Source organism: Hydrogenophaga sp. RWCD_12 (assembly GCF_046604225.1).
Taxonomy (GTDB): Bacteria; Pseudomonadota; Gammaproteobacteria; order Burkholderiales; family Burkholderiaceae_C; genus Hydrogenophaga.
On sequence record NZ_JBKIXC010000003.1, the window covers coordinates 482,086 to 500,186 of the forward strand.

Annotated in this window: 14 protein-coding genes and 1 pseudogene; 11 read left to right on the forward strand and 4 right to left on the reverse strand. The window is 65.8% G+C overall.

Annotation, left to right across the window (positions count from 1 at the left end; genetic code table 11):
- The first annotated feature begins 114 nt into the window (after positions 1–114).
- Both ACLIJ1_RS14205 and ACLIJ1_RS14210 read left to right on the forward strand, forming a co-directional pair.
- Complete coding sequence (locus ACLIJ1_RS14205; RefSeq protein ID WP_411366184.1) at positions 115–966, forward strand: hypothetical protein; 852 nt, start codon at positions 115–117, stop codon at positions 964–966.
- Positions 967–1,001: 35 nt separating this feature from the next.
- On the forward strand, positions 1,002–2,960 hold the full coding sequence (locus ACLIJ1_RS14210; protein WP_411366185.1) for an MFS transporter: 1,959 nt from the start codon (positions 1,002–1,004) through the stop codon (positions 2,958–2,960).
- Between the two features lie 101 nt (positions 2,961–3,061).
- Here the strand turns inward: ACLIJ1_RS14210 and ACLIJ1_RS14215 are convergent, their stop codons facing one another.
- A complete protein-coding gene (locus ACLIJ1_RS14215) occupies positions 3,062–3,301 on the reverse strand; it encodes a hypothetical protein (RefSeq protein ID WP_411366186.1) in 240 nt (79 codons plus the stop codon).
- A gap of 99 nt (positions 3,302–3,400) precedes the next feature.
- The gene (locus ACLIJ1_RS14220) at positions 3,401–3,721 is read right to left on the reverse strand and encodes a hypothetical protein (protein WP_411366187.1); all 321 of its coding nucleotides are present in this window, start codon (positions 3,719–3,721) and stop codon (positions 3,401–3,403) included.
- Between the two features lie 727 nt (positions 3,722–4,448).
- Between ACLIJ1_RS14220 and ACLIJ1_RS14225 the strand changes: the two genes are divergently transcribed.
- From ACLIJ1_RS14225 to ACLIJ1_RS14250, 6 genes are all read left to right on the forward strand, one after another.
- Positions 4,449–4,919 carry a YiaA/YiaB family inner membrane protein gene (locus ACLIJ1_RS14225; protein ID WP_411366188.1) on the forward strand — a complete coding sequence of 157 codons (471 nt, stop codon included), beginning with the start codon at positions 4,449–4,451 and terminating at the stop codon, positions 4,917–4,919.
- Between the two features lies 1 nt (position 4,920).
- Positions 4,921–5,391: a hypothetical protein gene (locus ACLIJ1_RS14230; protein ID WP_411366189.1), complete on the forward strand. Its 471-nt coding sequence runs from the start codon at positions 4,921–4,923 to the stop codon at positions 5,389–5,391.
- A 9-nt stretch (positions 5,392–5,400) separates the two neighbouring features.
- Complete coding sequence (locus ACLIJ1_RS14235) at positions 5,401–6,210, forward strand: DUF2145 domain-containing protein (protein WP_411366190.1); 810 nt, start codon at positions 5,401–5,403, stop codon at positions 6,208–6,210.
- 99 nt (positions 6,211–6,309) lie between these two features.
- The gene (locus ACLIJ1_RS14240; protein WP_411366191.1) at positions 6,310–8,067 is read left to right on the forward strand and encodes a DUF1566 domain-containing protein; all 1,758 of its coding nucleotides are present in this window, start codon (positions 6,310–6,312) and stop codon (positions 8,065–8,067) included.
- A 50-nt stretch (positions 8,068–8,117) separates the two neighbouring features.
- Positions 8,118–8,966: a formyltetrahydrofolate deformylase gene (purU, locus tag ACLIJ1_RS14245; protein WP_411366192.1), complete on the forward strand. Its 849-nt coding sequence runs from the start codon at positions 8,118–8,120 to the stop codon at positions 8,964–8,966.
- Positions 8,963–9,832 (forward strand): LysR substrate-binding domain-containing protein, encoded by an 870-nt coding sequence (locus tag ACLIJ1_RS14250; protein ID WP_411366193.1) that lies wholly within the window; start codon positions 8,963–8,965, stop codon positions 9,830–9,832. The genes purU and ACLIJ1_RS14250 overlap by 4 nt, the downstream gene beginning before the upstream one ends.
- Here ACLIJ1_RS14250 and ACLIJ1_RS14255 read toward each other — a convergent pair whose 3' ends face one another.
- On the reverse strand, positions 9,833–10,261 hold the full coding sequence (locus tag ACLIJ1_RS14255; RefSeq protein WP_411366194.1) for an Hsp20/alpha crystallin family protein: 429 nt from the start codon (positions 10,259–10,261) through the stop codon (positions 9,833–9,835). It abuts the gene before it with no gap.
- 194 nt (positions 10,262–10,455) lie between these two features.
- Here ACLIJ1_RS14255 and ACLIJ1_RS14260 point away from each other — a divergent pair, with 194 nt between their 5' ends.
- From ACLIJ1_RS14260 to ACLIJ1_RS14270, 3 genes are read left to right on the forward strand one after another with little or no spacing between them, the layout of a single operon-like run.
- The gene (locus ACLIJ1_RS14260) at positions 10,456–11,958 is read left to right on the forward strand and encodes an FAD-linked oxidase C-terminal domain-containing protein (protein WP_411366195.1); all 1,503 of its coding nucleotides are present in this window, start codon (positions 10,456–10,458) and stop codon (positions 11,956–11,958) included.
- A gap of 51 nt (positions 11,959–12,009) precedes the next feature.
- Positions 12,010–15,702 carry a PAS domain S-box protein gene (locus ACLIJ1_RS14265; protein ID WP_411366196.1) on the forward strand — a complete coding sequence of 1,231 codons (3,693 nt, stop codon included), beginning with the start codon at positions 12,010–12,012 and terminating at the stop codon, positions 15,700–15,702.
- Positions 15,699–16,184: a response regulator gene (locus ACLIJ1_RS14270; RefSeq protein ID WP_411366197.1), complete on the forward strand. Its 486-nt coding sequence runs from the start codon at positions 15,699–15,701 to the stop codon at positions 16,182–16,184. The genes ACLIJ1_RS14265 and ACLIJ1_RS14270 overlap by 4 nt, the downstream gene beginning before the upstream one ends.
- Positions 16,185–16,221: 37 nt before the next feature.
- Here ACLIJ1_RS14270 and ACLIJ1_RS14275 read toward each other — a convergent pair.
- Positions 16,222–18,027: pseudogene (locus ACLIJ1_RS14275) on the reverse strand (carboxyl transferase domain-containing protein); the annotation flags it as partial.
- Positions 18,028–18,101: the final 74 nt, after the last annotated feature.

The following is an 18,101-nucleotide window of genomic DNA, read 5'->3' on the forward strand; positions in this document are numbered from 1 at the left end:
TACCGCCTAGCGATACCAGCGGTGAATGGAAGGGCCACTGTATCGCAGAACAAGTCTCTTGCAGGCAAGCGGTCGCGACACTGCGGCCGCCGTTCCACCCCTCAGGAGTTCCCCATGCGATTGCCCTCCTCCAACCCCCACCCAGCGTTTTCCGCCTGGGCCACCGTCCTGCTCTCCCTGTGGCTGATCGCCCTCTGGGCCGGACCGGCGATGCTCGCCGCCCTGGAAGTCAGCGCCGGCATCGCGCTGAACCCGCACGGCCACGCCCACCTCTACGCACACGGCCATCCCTTCGTCGACGCGCGCGCCCTGCTGGGTCTGCCCAATGCCATGGACGTGCTGAGCAACGCGCCGATTGCGCTTGCCGGCCTGTGGGGACTGCTGGTGCTTCGGCACCACCCACGCCCCAGCGCGACGCGACTGGCCGCGCAGGTGTTCTTCATCGGCCTGCTGCTCACCGGCTTCGGATCGGCCTGGTACCACCAGGCGCCCGACGCGGATGGCCTGGTCTGGGACCGCCTGGGCATGGCCGTGACCTTTGCCGGCGCACTCGCGCTGGCGGTGTCCGAACGCGCGGGAGTGACGCCAGCCCGTCAGACGCTCGGGGTCGCGCTGCCTCTGGCGGTGCTTTCGGCGGTGCTGCCCGCGGCGAACGGCAACGTACTGCCCTGGGCCGTGGTGCAGTTTGGCGGCATGGCACTCATCGTCTGGCTGGCGCTGCGCAGGCCCGTCGTCGGCGCCGCCGGCATCCGCCTGGGCGCGCTGATCGGCCTCTATCTGCTGGCCAAGGTACTGGAGCTGGGCGACGCCGCCGTGTTCCACGCGACCGCTGAAACGGTCTCCGGCCACAGCCTCAAGCACCTTGCCGCTGCCTGCGCCGCCTGGCCTGTCATTGCCGCGCTCAGTCCGCGAGGCAGCAAAGCCCCTGCGCGCCTGCGGCAGAATGCAGCGGGCCGCGCCGCGTGAACCCCACCCGCAGGAACCCACAGGAGGAGACCCGAATGTCCACCCCGCAAGCCGCGATGACCGCCGACACCGGCGCGCACGCCGCCCACAGCAACCAGTTCGCCCTGCTCACGCAACGCCGCTTTGCGCCATTTTTCTGGGTGCAGTTTCTCGGCGCCGGCAACGACAACGTCTTCAAGTTCGCCTTCACCGTGCTGGTGACCTACCAGCTGCAGGTGCAGTGGCTCGATCCGTCGATGGCGGGGCTGGTGATCGGCGCACTGTTCATCCTGCCCTTCCTGCTGTTCTCGGCGACCAGCGGCCAGCTGGCGGACAAGTACCCCAAGGAGGTGTTGATCCGCTTCGTCAAGAACCTGGAAATCGGGGTGATGCTGCTGGCAGGCTGGGGCTTCATGCAGCAGAACGTGCCGGTGCTGCTGGGCTGCGTCTTCCTCATGGGACTGCACTCCACGCTGTTCGGCCCGGTCAAGTTCGCCTACCTGCCGCAGCACCTGTCCGAGCGCGAACTCACGGGCGGCAACGGCATGGTCGAGATGGGCACCTTCGTCGCCATCCTGCTGGGCAACGTGGCGGGCGGACTGCTGATCGCACTGCCCCTGGTCGGCCCGAGCTACGTTGCCGCGGCCTGCGTGCTGCTGGCGCTGATGGGCCGCGCGCTGGCCCAGGCCGTGCCGGTGTCCCCGGCGACCGACCCCAGGCTGCAGATCAACTGGAACCCCTTCACCGAAACCTGGCGCAACCTCCAGCTTGCGCACGGCAACGTGGTCGTCTTCCGCTCGCTGCTGGGCATCAGCTGGATGTGGTTCTTCGGCGCCGTGTTCCTCGCCAACTTCCCGGCCTTCGCGCGCGACACGCTGCACGGCGACGAACAGGTCGCGTCGCTGCTGCTGGTGGTGTTCTCCGTCGGCATCGGCGCGGGCGCGCTGCTGTGCGAAATCCTCAGCCGCCGTCACGTGGAGATCGGTCTGGTGCCGATGGGCGCGATCGGCATGACCGTGTTCTCGGTCGACCTCTATTTCGCCTCGCGCGGCCTGCCACCGCACACCGTCGCACTCACGCTCGGCCAGTTCCTGGGTGAGCCGGTCCATTGGCGCGTGCTCGCCGACCTCGCGCTGCTCTCTCTGTTCGCCGGTATCTACAGCGTGCCCATGTATGCGCTGATCCAGATGCGCAGCCAGCCCACACACCGCGCCCGCATCATCGCGGCCAACAACATCCTCAATGCGCTGTTCATGATCGCCAGCTCGTTGCTGGCTGGCGCGCTGCTCAGCGCAGGCTTTTCGATCAGCCAGCTGTTCCTGATCATCGGCCTGGCCAACGCGGTGGTCGCGTTCTACATCTTCTTGCTGGTGCCCGAGTACCTGCTGCGCTTCGTGGCATGGATCGCCTCGCGCTTCGTCTACCGTTTCAAGGTCACGGGCGACCTCAACATCCCGACCGAGGGCGCAGCGGTGCTGGTCTGCAACCACGTCAGCTTCGTCGACGCCGTGCTGCTGATGGCAGCCAGCCCGCGCCCGATCCGCTTCGTGATGGACCACCGCATCTTCAAGGTGCCGGTGCTCGGCTGGCTGTTCAAACTCGCCAAGGCGATCCCGATCGCACCGCAGAAGGAAGATCCTGCCACTTACGAGGCAGCATTCCGCGAGGCGGCGAAAGTGCTGCGCGAAGGCGATCTGCTGGGGATCTTCCCCGAAGGCGGCATCACGCGGGACGGAACGCTGCAACCCTTCAAGGGCGGCATCATGAAGATTCTCGAACAGGCCAAGGCCGACGGCGTGCACGGAGTGACCGTGATCCCGATGGCACTGACCGACCTCTGGGGCTCCTACTTCAGCCGCATCGAACTCAGCGGCGGCCAACCGACCGCGATGGTCAAACCATTCCGGCGCGGACTGTTCAACCGGGTGGGGTTGAATGTGGGGGAGGCGGTGGCGGCGGAAGGCGTGACGCCGGAGGGGTTGCGGGAGCGGGTGGCGGGGTTGATGCGGGCTTGAGTTTCAGGTTTCGGCCATGAGCGGTCTTCGCTGAGCCGTGGAAGCCGTCGTTCAACGTCAGAATTCAGCGGACGCCGAAGGCGGTCCAGCGGAAATGCCTGTTAACCATTGAAGAATGGCCCGAGGTCAGTTCGAGCGTGCTGGACAGCGTACTCGACGACTGCCAGCGGAACGGCCTCGACGTGTTGAAGAAATGACCACTCCCTTCTCCCATCGAACCGAACCACTTCAAAAACCAGCTTCTCATTGTTGCCGTCAACAAGGTAACACTCCCATTGCATGGCGTCACGGTCGACATCCGTCGCAATTACCACCCTGTAGTCGCGTCCTTCGATGTGCATGTCGGTTAACGTCGGCCGTGAATGGGCCACAACGGCGCACTCAGTTGCAAAGAATGGCGACCAAGAAGGCCGCCGTTGTGGGCCCATTCGACGAACCCGTTAGACCTCGTGGCCATAGCGCTTCCCCGTGGTCAATGCGGCGACTAGCTCTCGCGCAACTGCCTCTTCCGCGCCGGCTGTGCCAATCACCGTCTCCAGGTGGGCCGCGATCAACTCGGCCTGAGCCCAGTCTACTTCCCAGCTCTTGCCGGTGCTTTGGTCACGAAGTGAAGGGTGCATGTACCCAGTGAATTCGCCCGGATACCCGGCGCCAGGCAAAAAGAGTTCATAGCTCGCTGCTTCACCCGCAAATACCACCAAGTACGAGCGATCGCCCTGGTGCTTCGCGGTGAGAATCTTTGAGAGCGCCGTGATCTGCATGCGAGGTCTAACGTGAAGGTGACCGGCCGCCGTAGGCGGTCCGGTCGACTGACCTGTTATGCATGGCCGCTGCTTCGTTCGAGCCAATACAGCCCGTCGTGGTGGCCAACGAGCACATCCGAACTGCAAGGCAAGGTAACCTCCAAATCGCCGCCGGATTGTTGACCCTCTTCTATCGAAGAAAGGATCAAAGACTCGAGTTCATCGACCGTCATACGCACTTCAGTTCGAGTCTCCGTCTTGTTCTTGTACCTGATGCGAACAACGGTGATCGTCTCACCTTGGGGAAAAGACGTGAGCACGGATCGCACCTCTTCATCGGACAAGAAGCGTGGCAGGTCAACTGGAGGCATAACGTAATGTATGCCGCAGAACCTGCGGGATAAGCTGGGCGGTGCGGCATATTCTGGTCACATCAACCTCCAGAAAACGCAATCAAATCAAAGGGTTGGACGCGAAGGCCTGACTTCTATTCAGGTATAAGTAAACCACGAAACCCGGCATCCACATCCACCCGGTGACCGCTTCGCTCAGAGTCCTTGCATGACCGCAACGGGTCGCAAGCAGCCATGCTTTCCGTCCTGCTCCATCGGGTCACTCCTTTTGAAAGTATCGAAAACCGAACCCGCTAGGTCGACGGCGCAATCCCGCTAGTTAAACCCAGGGTCGTAGCCGTACGGCCCGCCCCACCATCCGCCCCATGTTCAACAACCTATCGAGGTTTCACATGGCAAGCGGCTCCCGCTCCCCCTTCATCGTGATGCGCGACACCCGCGCCTGGCAACTCCAGGTATGGGTGTCGTTCGGCATTGCCGTCTTTCTCTGCGCCACCGGCCTGGCATGGCTGCCCGGCCAGGACCTGGACCGCGCGTTCATGGTGATGGGCTATGTGTTCTGCCTGTCGACGGTGTTCGTGCTGTCGAAGGCAGTGCGCGACACGCAGAAGGCCAGCCTGTCGGGTGAGGCCGAGACGCCGATGTGGCGCTTCGTGGTCTGGGGCGGCTTCGCCGTGGCGATGGGGCTGACGGCCTGGGGGCTGCTGCGCATGGAGATCAACGAGACCTACAAGGCTTACCTGGGCGTGAGCTGGCTGTACCTCGTGACCTCGGCGTTCACGCTGGCCAAGACGCTGCGCGACCGCCATGAAGCCGACCTGATCGACCACCACCGCAATCACACCCACGTGAAGGAGCAATGACATGAAACACACCTTCTTCAAACACGTGTTGTTGACAGCCAGCCTGAGCGCGGCCCTGGTGAGCGTCCCGGCGCGAGCGCAGAGCGAAGCCTCCCTCGTGCTGTCGGCGTTGCCGGTGGCGTCGGTGGTGGGCGCGGGTTCGGCGGTCGCGGGCAGCGCCGCGGCCGGTGCGGTGGCGGTGAGTGCCGTGCCGGCGGCACTGGCGGTCAGCGGTGCGGTGCTGGTGGTGAAGACGGTCGAGGTGTCGGCGCGCGGCACGGTGATCGTGCTGGAGCGGGCGTCGGACGGAGCACGGGCCAGCGTGGAACTGACCGGGCGCGCGGTGTCGGGCGCCTCGGTGTTCGCCGGGCAGTCGGCGGTGGTGACGGTGATCGGTGCGGGTGTGCTGCTGTCGGCGGCGGGCGAGGTGCTGTGCTTCATCCCCAACGAACTGGGACGCGCGCTGCTGCACAACGAGCGGCTGACCTACTGAGGAGCGATCATGAAGAAGACTCTGACTGCTGTTCCACATGCGCTGGCGCTGGCTGTGCTGCTGCTCGGCGCCACGGCCGCCCACGCTGGCCGATCCTGCGAACAGCGACCGCTGACGCCACAGACGTTGACCCGGGGCCTGGAGCTGGCGCAGCGCACGTCACAGGCGCTGGACGCCGAATTCGCCCGCAGCGGCGCGCGGGTGGTGGCGCTGGGCCGCGCGGGGCAGGACCTCTCGAAATACCAGCTTCACTATTCGCACCTGGGCTGGGCCTACAAGACCGCCGAGGGGCCGTGGCGCGTGCTGCACAAGCTCAACCAGTGCGGCACGGCCACCGGATCGATCTACCGCCAGGGGTTGGGCGAGTTCTTTCTGGACGACCTCTGGCGCCACGAGGCGGTGTGGTCGGTGCCGGCGCCGCAACTGCAGGCGCCGCTGTATACGCTGCTGAACGACCGCGGACGCAGCCAGCGCCTGAACGAGCGCGACTACAACATGGTGGCTTACGCCTGGGGCACGCGCTACCAGCAGTCCAACCAGTGGGCGATCGAAACCATGGCGATGGCGGCGGAACCGGGTGTCACCACGCGACAGCAGGCGCAGGCCTGGCTGGGCTTCAAGGGCTACCAGCCGAGCACACTGCACCTGGGGCCGCTGACGCGGCTGGGCGCGAGCGCCGGGTCCGCCCACATCCGCTTCGACGACCACCCGAACGACAAACGCTTCTCCGACCGCATCGAGACCGTGACGGTCGACTCGGTGCTCGACTGGCTGGCGCGCACCGGGCTGGGCTCGGCGCCGCAGCGGATTTCGCTGTGAATCCTCCGGGCGAGGGCACGACCATGACTTTTGGCACTTCCTGCGAAACCCGGAGCAGGGTACCGTCGGCGGCTACGAAATCCCCGTCAGGAGCCCGCCGTGCAACGCCCCACCAGCCACTTCCGAGCAGCATGGATCACCACCATGGCCCTGGCCCTTGCAGCCTGCGGCGGTGCAGACACCACCACAACCACCAAAGCGGCCAGCGCGCCATCGGCATCGGACAGTGCAAAGACACCGGATGCACCCGATGCCACCCTGACCGCGCAATCGCTCTTGCTGGCCGAAAAGCGGGCACAGGAGGCAGACCCTTCGATCCCGATTGAAAACGTTCCGGCCGGCAAGATCGCTGCCAAGCAGGCGTATGCGCTGGGCGATGTGGCGCGCAAGGCGGTGGCGCTGCGCATTCCGGTGTACCGCTTCTACAACTCGCAGACCGGCGCGCATTTCTACACCACCAGCGAGGCCGAGAAAGCATCCATCCTGGCCACGCTGCCGCAGTTCCACCTCGATGGCGTGGCGTTTCACGGCGCCAGCACTTTCTCACCTGGACTGAGTCCGGTCTACCGCTTCTACAACACGCAGACCGGCGTGCACTTCTACACCATCAGTGAAACCGAGAAAAACAGCATCCTGGCCACCCTGCCGCAATACCAGCTGGACGGACCGGCCTACCACGCCAGCCAGGTCGCAGGAGCTGGCCTGACGCCGCTGTTCCGCTTTTATGTGCCCAGCCGGGGCTTCCACTTCTACACCGCCAGCGAAGCGGAAAAGAACAGCATCGTCGCCACCCTGTCTTCGGTTTACTCGTATGAGGGCCCCGCCTACTACGTGCTGGCCTCCGAGTGGAAGAACGAAAAGGTGCCGCACACCGGCGTGACCAACCAGCAGTGCTATGCGCCCAGCCTCAATACGCCCGTCGACTGCAGCCAGGTCAACGTCACCACACTGAACTCGCAACAGGACGGCCACCGCACCGCGGTCAACCCGATGAGTTACAGCGCCTACGGCGCCTACCCGACCACCGCCTGCATCAAGGACAACGTAACGGGCCTGATCTGGGAAGCGAAAACCACAGATGGCGGCCTGCACGACAAGGACAAGGTCTACACCAAGCTCAACAACGGTCTCGCGACCGATGTCTACCCCTTCATCGCCGCGGTCAATGCCAGCAACTTGTGCGGTTTCAGTGACTGGCGCCTGCCGACCCGCGACGAACTGCTGGGGCTGGTCGACTACAGCTCGCAGGTTGCCCCGCGTGCGCAACTGGCGAACACCGGCATCGACAAGCACTGGACGTCCACCCTGGCGGTCGGCTACACGCAGAGCTCCTACTACGTCGACTTCTCCTACGGAGACTCGGCCGTCTACGACCACAGCTATTCCCACCGCGCCCGCCTGGTTCATGGCACGGTCCAGACCGGCCCCCGCTCCATCGTCAGCACGGTCGCCTACGGCAGCGACGCCGCCAACAACACCGTCAGCGACACGCGCAGCGGCCTGCAGTGGCGCCGTTGCGAAGAAGGACGCACCTGGAACGGCAGCACCTGCACCGGCACCGTGACCTCCTTCGGCACCCACGAATCGGCCCTGGCCCATGCGCAGAGCAAGGCCGGCTGGCGCCTGCCCAACGTCAAGGAGCTGGCCAGCCTCACGGACCTGACCCGGACCCCGGCTTCACTGGACACCACCGTGTTCCCGGGCGACCAGACGAACTACCACTGGTCCTCCACCCCGGAAATGCTGGCCACATCCCCCGGTTACGCATGGGCGGTGCTGTTCAACGGCGGCTACGTCACCCGCGGCACCCGCTCCGGAAGCCCCTTTGCCGTGCGCCTGGTGCGCGACATCCGCTGAGGAGCCCCGACGGAGACCGCCGGGTTCATGGGCTGCGACAATCGCAACCCATGAACCACTCCCATGTCCTCACCCTTTCCTGTCAGGACCGCCCGGGCATCGTGCATGCCGTCTCGGGGTTCCTGCTGGAGCGCGGCGGCAACATCGAAGAAGCCGCCCAGTACAACGACCACGACACCGGCCTGTTTTTCATGCGGGTGCAGTTCACCTGCGCGACCCTGAGCGCGGACGAGCTGCGCACCCACCTGGGCGCGTTCGCCGAGCCCTTCGCGATGCGCTGGAGCCTGAACCCGCTGGCCGAGCCGATGAAGACCGTGCTCTTTGTCAGCAAGGAAGGTCACTGCCTGAACGACCTGCTGTTCCGCTGGAAGAGCGGCCTGCTGCGGCTGGACATCCGCGCCATCGTCAGCAACCACCGCGACTTCTACCAGCTGGCCGCCAGCTACAACATCCCCTTCCACCACATCCCGCTCACCGCCGCCACCAAGGCGCAGGCCGAGGCGAAGGCGCTGGAAGTGATCCGCAGCGAGGGCGCTGAACTGGTGGTGCTGGCCCGTTACATGCAGATCCTGTCGGACAACCTCTGCCGCGAACTGTCGGGCAAGGCCATCAACATCCACCACAGCTTCCTTCCCAGCTTCAAGGGCGCCAGGCCCTACTACCAGGCCCACGACCGCGGCGTGAAGCTGATCGGCGCCACCGCCCACTACGTGACGGCCGACCTCGACGAAGGTCCGATCATCGAGCAGGACGTGGCCCGCGTGGACCACACCGACACGGTGGAGGATCTGACCGCCCTGGGCCGTGACACCGAGAGCCAGGTGCTGGCCCGCGCGGTGAAGTGGCACAGCGAGCACCGGGTCCTGCTCAACGGACACAAGACGGTTGTATTCAAGTGACCATCCGCATCCCGCCCATCCAGTGTCTGCTGACGTTTGAAGCGCTGGCGCGCCTGCGCAGCGTGACGCAGACCAGCGAAGAGCTGTGCGTCACGCCCAGCGCCGTGAGCCACCGCATCCGGCAGCTGGAACAGATCCTGGGCACCAAGCTGTTCGGGCGGGCGGATTTTTCCCTGACGACCGACGGCATCGAGTACCTCGCACAGGTGCGCGAAGGCCTGACCGCGCTGCAGAAGTTCCCGAGCAACACGGCGTCGCCCGGCCGGCGAAAGCTCAAGCTGGCGGTGACGCCGACCTTCGCGCGCTCCATCCTCCTGCCGCGCCTGAAGCAGTTCTCGGACGCCTACCCCGAGATCGACCTGACGCTGCAGGTCAGCATTCCGCTGCTGGACGTGGTGGCCGAAGACGCCGATCTCACGATTCGTTTCGGCACCGGCCGCTACGCCGACGTGGAACACGTCTGCCTGATGAAGGACGAGATCACGCCGCTGGCCTCACCGGTCTTCGCCCGCGAGCATGGTCCGTTCGAAACGCCCCAGGACCTGGAGGGTGTGCCGCTGCTGCGCAGCCCGCTCGAACCCTGGCGCACCTGGTTTGCGGCGCACGATCTGGACTGGCCCGAACCGGTGGACGGCTCACAGTTCAACGACATCGGCCTGATGTGCGACGCCGCTGCCGTGGGCATGGGCATTGCGCTGGTGCGGCTGAAGCTGGCGGCACCCTGGCTGGAGAACGGCACGCTGGTGCCGCTGTACCCGCGCCATGTGCCTAGCCCGCACGCGCACTACCTGTGCTGGCGGACCGGCACCATGGACCGATGGGAATGCGCCGCCTTCGCCGAGTGGCTGCGCAACTCGCTCAGCTGATCACTCGATGTTCAGCCGCTGGCCGGCCAGCGCCAGCTTCTTGGGCAGCGCCAGCGTCAGCACTCCGTTCTCGTACTTCGCCTTCGATTTCTCGTTGTCGATGTCGGTGGCCAGCTGGAAGCTGCGCGCCACCGCGCCGTAGTAACGCTCGGTGCGCAGCACCTTCTCGTCCTGGGTCTGGCTGTCCTGCTGCTTGATCTCGGCGCGCAGGGTCACCACGCTGCCTTCGACCGTCACATGGATGTCTTCCTTGGCCACGCCCGGCACTTCGGCCACCACGGTGTAAGCCGACGGCGTCTCCTTCACATCGATCTTGATCTGCGAGGGCGACGGCAGGTTGTCACCGTGCAGGGGACGGACATAAAAGCCGGGCGCGACGTCCTTGAAGAAGTCGTCGAACAGGCCGGTGCGGGCAATCAGATGGTTCATGGTGGACTCCTGAAATCGGGTGGTGGGTTCGAAGGGGCGGAGGTTCCGGCCCCGTGTGGATCAGATAGAACCTGGCGCGCGCTTTTCAAGACCCTGCGGATCAGTGGCAGCGCAAAGGGCTGCTCAAGTCCGCTCAACCGGAGCTGCAAGTTTCTTCAATGTGCAACCGGGCAGCCCGCCGTACACTGCCGCGCATGAACGCCCCCACTGTCCCGTCCGAAGTCACCCGCGCCGAGCGCGCTGCCCGCCAGGTCGAGGTGGTGCGTGCGCTGCAAACCGTGCTGCCGGCACATGCCCTGCTCTGGCAAGCGGAGGACACGGTGCCCTATGAATGCGACGGACTCACCGCCTACCGCGAACGGCCGCTGGTGGTGGCCTTGCCCGAGACCGAGGCCCAGGTCGCGGCCGCCCTCAAGGCCTGCCACACACTGAACGTGCCAGTGGTGGCGCGCGGCGCCGGCACCGGCCTGTCCGGTGGCGCCATGCCGCACGCCATGGGCGTGACACTGTCGCTGGCCAAGTTCAACAGGATCGTCTCGGTCGATGCGCGATCACGCACGGCCGTCGTCCAGGCCGGCGTGCGCAACCTGGCCATCAGCGAAGCGGCGGCTCCGCACGGCCTGTACTACGCGCCGGACCCCAGCAGCCAGATCGCCTGCACCATCGGCGGCAACGTGGCCGAAAACTCCGGGGGCGTGCACTGCCTCAAGTACGGCCTGACGGTGCACAACGTGCTGCAGGTGCGCGGCTTCACCATCGAGGGCGACCCCGTCACCTTCGGCGGCAACGCGCTGGACACGCCAGGGCTGGACCTGTTGTCGCTGGTGATCGGCAGCGAAGGCATGCTGGCCGTGGTCACGGAAGTGATCGTCAAGCTGGTGCCCAAGCCGCAACTGGCGCGCTGCATCATGGCCAGCTTCGACGACATCCAGAAAGCGGGCGACGCGGTGGCTGCCGTCATTGCTGCCGGCATCATCCCGGCCGGGCTGGAGATGATGGACAAGCCCATGACCGCTGCCGTGGAGGACTTCGTCAAGGCCGGCTACGACCTGAATGCCGAAGCCATTCTGCTGTGCGAAAGCGACGGCACGCCTGAAGAGGTGGAGGAAGAGATCGGCCGCATGAGCGCCGTGCTGCGCGGCTGCGGCGCGACCGCCATTGCCGTGAGCCGAGACGAAGCCGAGCGGCTGCGTTTCTGGAGCGGCCGCAAGAACGCCTTCCCCGCATCGGGCCGCATCAGCCCCGATTACATGTGCATGGACTCGACCATCCCGCGCAAGCGCCTGGCCGACATCCTGATCGCCATCGGCGAGATGGAAAAGAAGTACGGCCTGCGCTGCGCCAATGTGTTCCACGCCGGCGATGGCAACCTGCACCCGCTGATCCTGTTCGATGCCAACGACCCCGACCAGCTGCGCCGCTGCGAGCAGTTCGGTGCCGACATCCTGGAAACCAGCGTCGCCATGGGGGGTACCGTGACGGGCGAGCACGGCGTGGGTGTGGAAAAAGTCAACAGCATGTGCGTGCAGTTTTCGGCCGAAGAAAACGCGCAGATGTTCGCGGTCAAGCGCGCCTTTGATACCAAAGAGCTACTGAATCCGGGCAAGGTCATCCCGACCCTGCAACGTTGTGCCGAATACGGAAAGATGCTGGTGCGCGGCGGGCAGCTCAAGCACCCTGATTTGCCCCGCTTCTGACGGTCAGATTTCCCGGTTGACCCGGGCCTCCCTGCGGTACAGTGGAAAGCGATGAGCGCCATCCACCGCTTTCCAGGGAACACCGCCAGACAGGCACCCGCAGACGACGGGGTGTCGGTACGCGACCGCCCCACCGGAACCTCCGACCCCTACAGCTCCCTTTTTGCAGCGCTGGGCAACGTATTTCCGATCGGCATGTTCCGTGTCCAGCCGGATGGCAAGCTGCTGAACGTCGACGCGATGATGCAACAGATTTTCGGGCTGGAAGCGCACGAATTTCCCGATCTTGGATGGTTCCAATGCATCCATCCGGACGACCTGGCGCAGGTCAAGGAGCGCTGGAAGAACGGTGTGGCCAAGGGGGAAGGCACCAGCCTGGAATTTCGAATCCTGCCGCCGGGAACGGACACCATCGTCCATGTGATTGCCCGCAACATCCCGCAGTTCGACGAGCATGGAACGCTGGTGGAACAGCTGGGCTTCGTGCAGGACATCAGCCAGCTGCGCAAGCTGGAGGCCGAAGCCCGCATCAAGGACGAACTCAACCGCCAGATCATCGCCAGCAGCCCCGACTGCAACAAGGTGCTCGATCTGGATGGCCGCGTGCTGCAGATGACAGCGCAGGGTTGCCGGCTGGTCGAGGTCGACGATTTTGAGCAGGTGCGTGGTACCGACTGGACCACCTGGTGGCCCGAGGCCACCCGCCCGTTGGCGCGCAGCGTCCTGGAACAGGCCAGGACTTCTGGCAGCGCCCGCTTCATCGCCGCGGGCACCACATTCAAGGGCACGCCCAAGTGGTGGGACACGGTGGTGTCCCAGATCACCGACAGTCAGGGCAAGGCGGTGATGCTGCTGGCCGTATCCCGCGACATCACCGAAACGCACGAACAGCAGAAGCAGATCCAGCAGCTCAACGCCGACCTGGAGTCCCGGGTGCAGGCGCGCACGGCCGAAATGGTGGCGCTCAACGAGCGCCTGCGGCAGACGCTGCAGGAAGCACAGACCCTCTACAACCAGGCGCCCTGCGGCTACCACTCGGTGGGTGCCGACGGCACCTACGTGATGATCAACCAGACCGAGCTGGACTGGCTGGGCTATACACGTGACGAGGTGATCGGGAAGAAGCGTTTCCGCGACTTCGTGCAGCCGGGCCACCAGCATGTGATCCAGGACCGGCTCAAAAGGCTGATCGCCGGCGAGAAGCTGGATGCGGCCGAAGTCGCCATGAGCCGTCGCGACGGATCGAGCTTCGTGGCCTTGCTCAGCAGCACGGCAGTGGTCGACGACAACGGCCGCTTTGTCCGCACCAACAACACGCTGGTGGACATCACTGCCCGCAAGGCGGCCGAACAGGCTTTTGTTTCGCAGGGCCAGTTCCTGCAGACCATCACCAACAGCATCCCGGTCCAGTTCGCCTTCTTCGACACCCACCTGATCTGCCGCTTCGCCAATGCCGCGTATGCGCGCTGGACGGGCACCCGCTCCGAAGACATGGTCGGACTGCACCTGAGCCAGATCGCCAGCCCGGAGACGTTCGCCAGTTCGCAGGAGCGGCTGAAGGCCGCTCTGGCCGGCGAAGCACAACATTTCGAAGGGCCGCGCACGTTCCCCGACGGCCACAGCTTCTACGCCAGCGTCCAGTACACGCCGTACTGGCAGGACGGGCAGGTCAAAGGCCTGTTCATCCAGCTGGTGGACATCACCGAACGCAAGGCCTCCGAAGACCGGGTGCAGGAGGCCAACCTGCAGCTGGCCGAGGCCCTGTCGCAAGCGCAGACCCTTTACAACCTCGCCCCCTGCGGCTACCACTCGCTCGACCGCGAGGGCAAATTCGTGTCGATCAACGACACCGAACTGCAGTGGCTGGGGTACCGGCGCGAAGAGGTGATCGGCAAACTCAGCTTCCGCGACGTGGTGCTGCCCTCCCGGGTTGCCATGGTCGAAGACCGGATGGGTTCCCTGATCCGTGACGGCGTGCTCTCCGGCGCGGAGTACGAGATGCGGCGCAAGGACAACACGGTGTTCCACGCCCTGGTGTCCTCAGCGGCAGTGTGCGATGCGCAGGGCAACTTCCTGCGCAGCAACACCACGGTGGTGGACATCACGCAGCGCAAGCAGGCCGAAATGGCGCTGCGCGAGAACCAGCGGTTCCTGCAGACGGTGACCAACCATGTCCCGGGCGTGATCGCCTACCTCGATGCGATGCTGCGGTTCCGCTTCGCCAACGACGAGCACAAACGCCTCTACGGCCTGGATCCGGCCCGCATCCTCGGTCTGCATGCGAGCGAATGCCTGCCGGAAGAAATCTGGCACGACATCCAGCCGCGGCTGCAAGGCGCACTGGACGGCCACACGCAGCACTACGAAGCCTGGCGCAAGGCACCGGACGGTTCGTCGTTCTACATCAGCGGAACCTTTCTGCCCAACACCATCGACGGACTGGTGCAGGGCGTGATCGTGCAGATCATCGACATCACCGAGCGCAAGCGGGCCGAGGAGCGCGTGAACCAGCACAACGACGAGCTGGAAGTGCGCATCCGCGAGCGTTCGATGGAGTTGCTGGAAAGCGAGCAGCGGTTCCGCCTGATGGCCGACAACCTGCGCGAGTACTGCATCTTCTTCATGGACGACGAAGGTCGGGTCACCGACTGGACCGACAGCGCCCAGCGCATGGAAGGTTTCTCGCCCTCCGAAATGCTGGGCCAGCACTACGCCAAGCTGCTGGAGCTGGACAACCCGGAGGGCGCGATGGAAAGCGCGGAGCAGATGCTGCGCATGGCGGCCTCGCGCGGGCAGCACGAGCTGCACACCTGGCAGTCGCGCAAGGACGCCTCGCGCTACTGGTCGCACTCGCTGCTGATCGCGCTGCGCGACGACGCGGGCGAACTCAAGGGCTTTGCCAAGATCAGCCGCGACATGACCGACGCCAAGCGGCTGGACGACCTGATGCGCAACATCAACGACGAGCTGGAAAACCGGGTTGTCGAGCGCACCGAACAGCTGCTGGCCGCCAACAAGGACCTGGAGTCTTTCTCGTACTCCGTCTCGCACGACCTGCGCTCACCCCTGCGCCACATCTCCAGCTTCGTGAGCCTGCTGGAGGAGCACCTGGCCAACAACGGCGACGACACCACGCTGCGCTACCTGGGCACGATCGGCAATTCGGCGCGCCACATGAGCCAGCTGATCGACGGACTGCTGGCGTTCTCGCGCCTGGGTCGGGCGGCGGTCAACGTCATGCCGGTGGACTTCACCATGCTGGTCGAGGCCGTGGTCAGCCAGATTGCGCACGACACCGAGGGCCGTGTCGTGGACTGGGTGATCGCCCAAGACCTGCCGGTGGTCCAGGGCGACGCGCTGCTGCTGCGCGAGGTCTGGGCCAACCTGCTGGGCAATGCCTTCAAATACACCCGCCCCCGGGAACGGGCCCGCATCGAGATCGGCTGGAGCGTCGATCCCGCGGTGGGCTACACCTTCTACGTGAAGGACAACGGTGTCGGTTTCGACACCAAATACGCGCAGAAGCTGTTTGGCGTCTTCCAGCGGCTGCACCGTGCCTCGGATTTCGAGGGCACCGGCATCGGCCTGGCCCTCACCCGCCGCATTCTGGAACGGCACGGTGGTAGCATTTGGGCAGAAAGCCAACCGGGGGAGGGCAGCGTGTTCCATTTCTCGCTGCCGTTTGAAGGCTGCAGCCCTTCAGAGACGTCTCCAGACTCCATACCCGCCGCCTTGGAACCATGAACAAGAACGCAGAAGCCATCCTGCTCGTTGAGGACAACCCGGACGATGCCGAACTGACCAAGCTGGCGCTCGCGCGCCATGGTCTGGACGGCCGCGTCACCCACGTATCCGACGGCATGCAGGCCCTCGACTACCTGTACCGCCGCGACGCGTTCGCCGACCGGCCTGGTGGCAACCCGGTGCTGGTGCTGCTGGACCTGAAGATGCCACTGCTCGATGGCATTGGCGTGCTCAAGGAAATCAAGGGTTCGGACGCGCTGCGCAACATTCCGGTGGTGGTGCTGACCTCGTCGACCGAACCGAGCGACCTGCAGCGCGCCTACGACGCGGGCACCAACGCCTACATCGCCAAGCCGACCGAATTCGCACAGTTCCTGTCGGCGATGAAGCATGTCTGCGAGTTCTGGATCAACATCAACCAGACCGCGCCGCAATCGCCCAGCGCCGGCGTGCGCGCCACCGCCTTCGGCGAACTGAACTGAGCCCTGCGGCCGCCCGTCCGGGCCTCCCGCGCCTGTCTCACCAGGGATCGATCCCTCCGCGCGGTTGCGGCTCGCCAATGCGGGCACCCGCCAGCCCCTGCGCCAGCCAGCGCCGCGTGTGCGCCGGGTCGATGACGGCATCGATCTCCAGTGTGGTCGCCATCTCGATCGCCGATCCGCGTGCCACCATCTGCGCCAGCAGGCGCTGGAACAGCGCCTCGCGCTCCGGCCCCTCCGGCACACCCTCCAGCTCCTTGCGGTAGCCCAGCCGCACCGCACCTTCCAGCCCCATGGCGCCGAACTCGGCCGAGGGCCAGGCAACGGTGAACACTGGCGCGTGAAAGCCGCCCGCCGTCATGCCCATCGCGCCCAGCCCGTAGCCCTTGCGCATCACCACCGAGAACACCGGTACCCGAAGGTGGGCCGCGCGCACGAACAGCCGGCTGACGTGCCTCACCTGGGCCGTGGCTTCCGTGGCCGGGCCGACCATGAAGCCGGGCGTGTCGACCAGGCTGACGATGGGCAGGCCATGGGCGTCGCACAGCCGCATGAAGCGCGCCGCCTTGTCGGCCGCATCGGCGTCGATCGCGCCGCCCTGGTGCAGCGGGTTGCTGGCGATCAGGCCCACCGGCCGGCCCTCGATGCGGCCCAGTGCGGTATGGATGCCGGCGCCGAATCCGGTGCGCAGCGGCAGCAGGCTGCCCATGTCGACCAGCCCCAATAGCGCCGGACGGCTGTCGTAGGCGCGCACCCGGTTCTCGGGCACCACGTCGCGCAGGGCCTCGGCGTCGGGTGCGGTCCAGCCGGTCGCGCTCCCCTGGAAAAACGACAGATAGTGCTTTGCCGCAGCCACCGCCCCGGCCTCGTCGTCCACCAGGATGTCGATCACGCCGTTGGCGTGTTGCACGTCCGAGGGCCCGATGTCTTCGGGCCGGAACACCCCGAGTCCTCCGCCCTCGACCATGGCCGGTCCGCCCATCCCGATGTTGGCGCCGCGTGTGGCGATCACGACGTCGCTGCAGCCCAGCAGGGCCGCGTTGCCCGCGAAGCAACGCCCGGCCGCGATGCCGACCACCGGCACCTGTCCGGAAAGACGTGCGAAAGCCGCGAATGTGCCGACATGCAACCCCGCAACGATGGGCATGTCGGTGTCGCCCGGCCGGCCGCCGCCCCCCTCCGCGAACAGCACCACCGGCAGCCGCTGCTCCAGCGCAATGCCCAGCAGGCGGTCGGTCTTGGCGTGGTTGCGCATGCCCTGCGTGCCAGCCAGCACGGTGGCGTCGTAGGCCATGACCACGGTGCGCGAACCTTCGGCACCGAACGTTGCCCCGTTGACCGAGCCGATGCCGGTCACCATGCCGTCGGCCGGCGTGTTCGCGACCAGGTCCTCCGCGCTGCGCCGGCTGCGCTGCGCCGCCACAGCCAGCGCGCCATATTCGAGGAACGAGCCCTCGTCGCACAGATCGGCGATGTTCTCCCGCGCGGTTCGCATACCCAGCGCGTGGCGCTTGGCGACCGCGTCCGGACGCGCGGCATCGAGGAGGAAGCGCTCGCGCTCGCGCAGCCGGGCCAGATCAGCCCGCTCGGCGTTGACGGCAGGCGTTTCGGACCGGGCCGGCGCCCCGGTTGGTGTGCCAGCGGCGACCGGCGCGAGCACCAGCAGCGGATCTCCCTCGTGCACCACGTCCCCGGTGACACACAGCAGCTCGGACACGCAGCCGTCTGCATCGGCACGCAGCTCATGCTCCATCTTCATCGCCTCGACGATCACGAGCGGATCACCGGCCCGCACCGTGTCGCCGACGGCAACGCAGACTTCAACCACCTGGGACTGCAGCGGAGCGCAAAAGGGTTTCATGGCGGCATTGTTCCGCCGCGCCCAGCCGCCCCCGGTCAAGCGCGCGACATGGCGCTCAA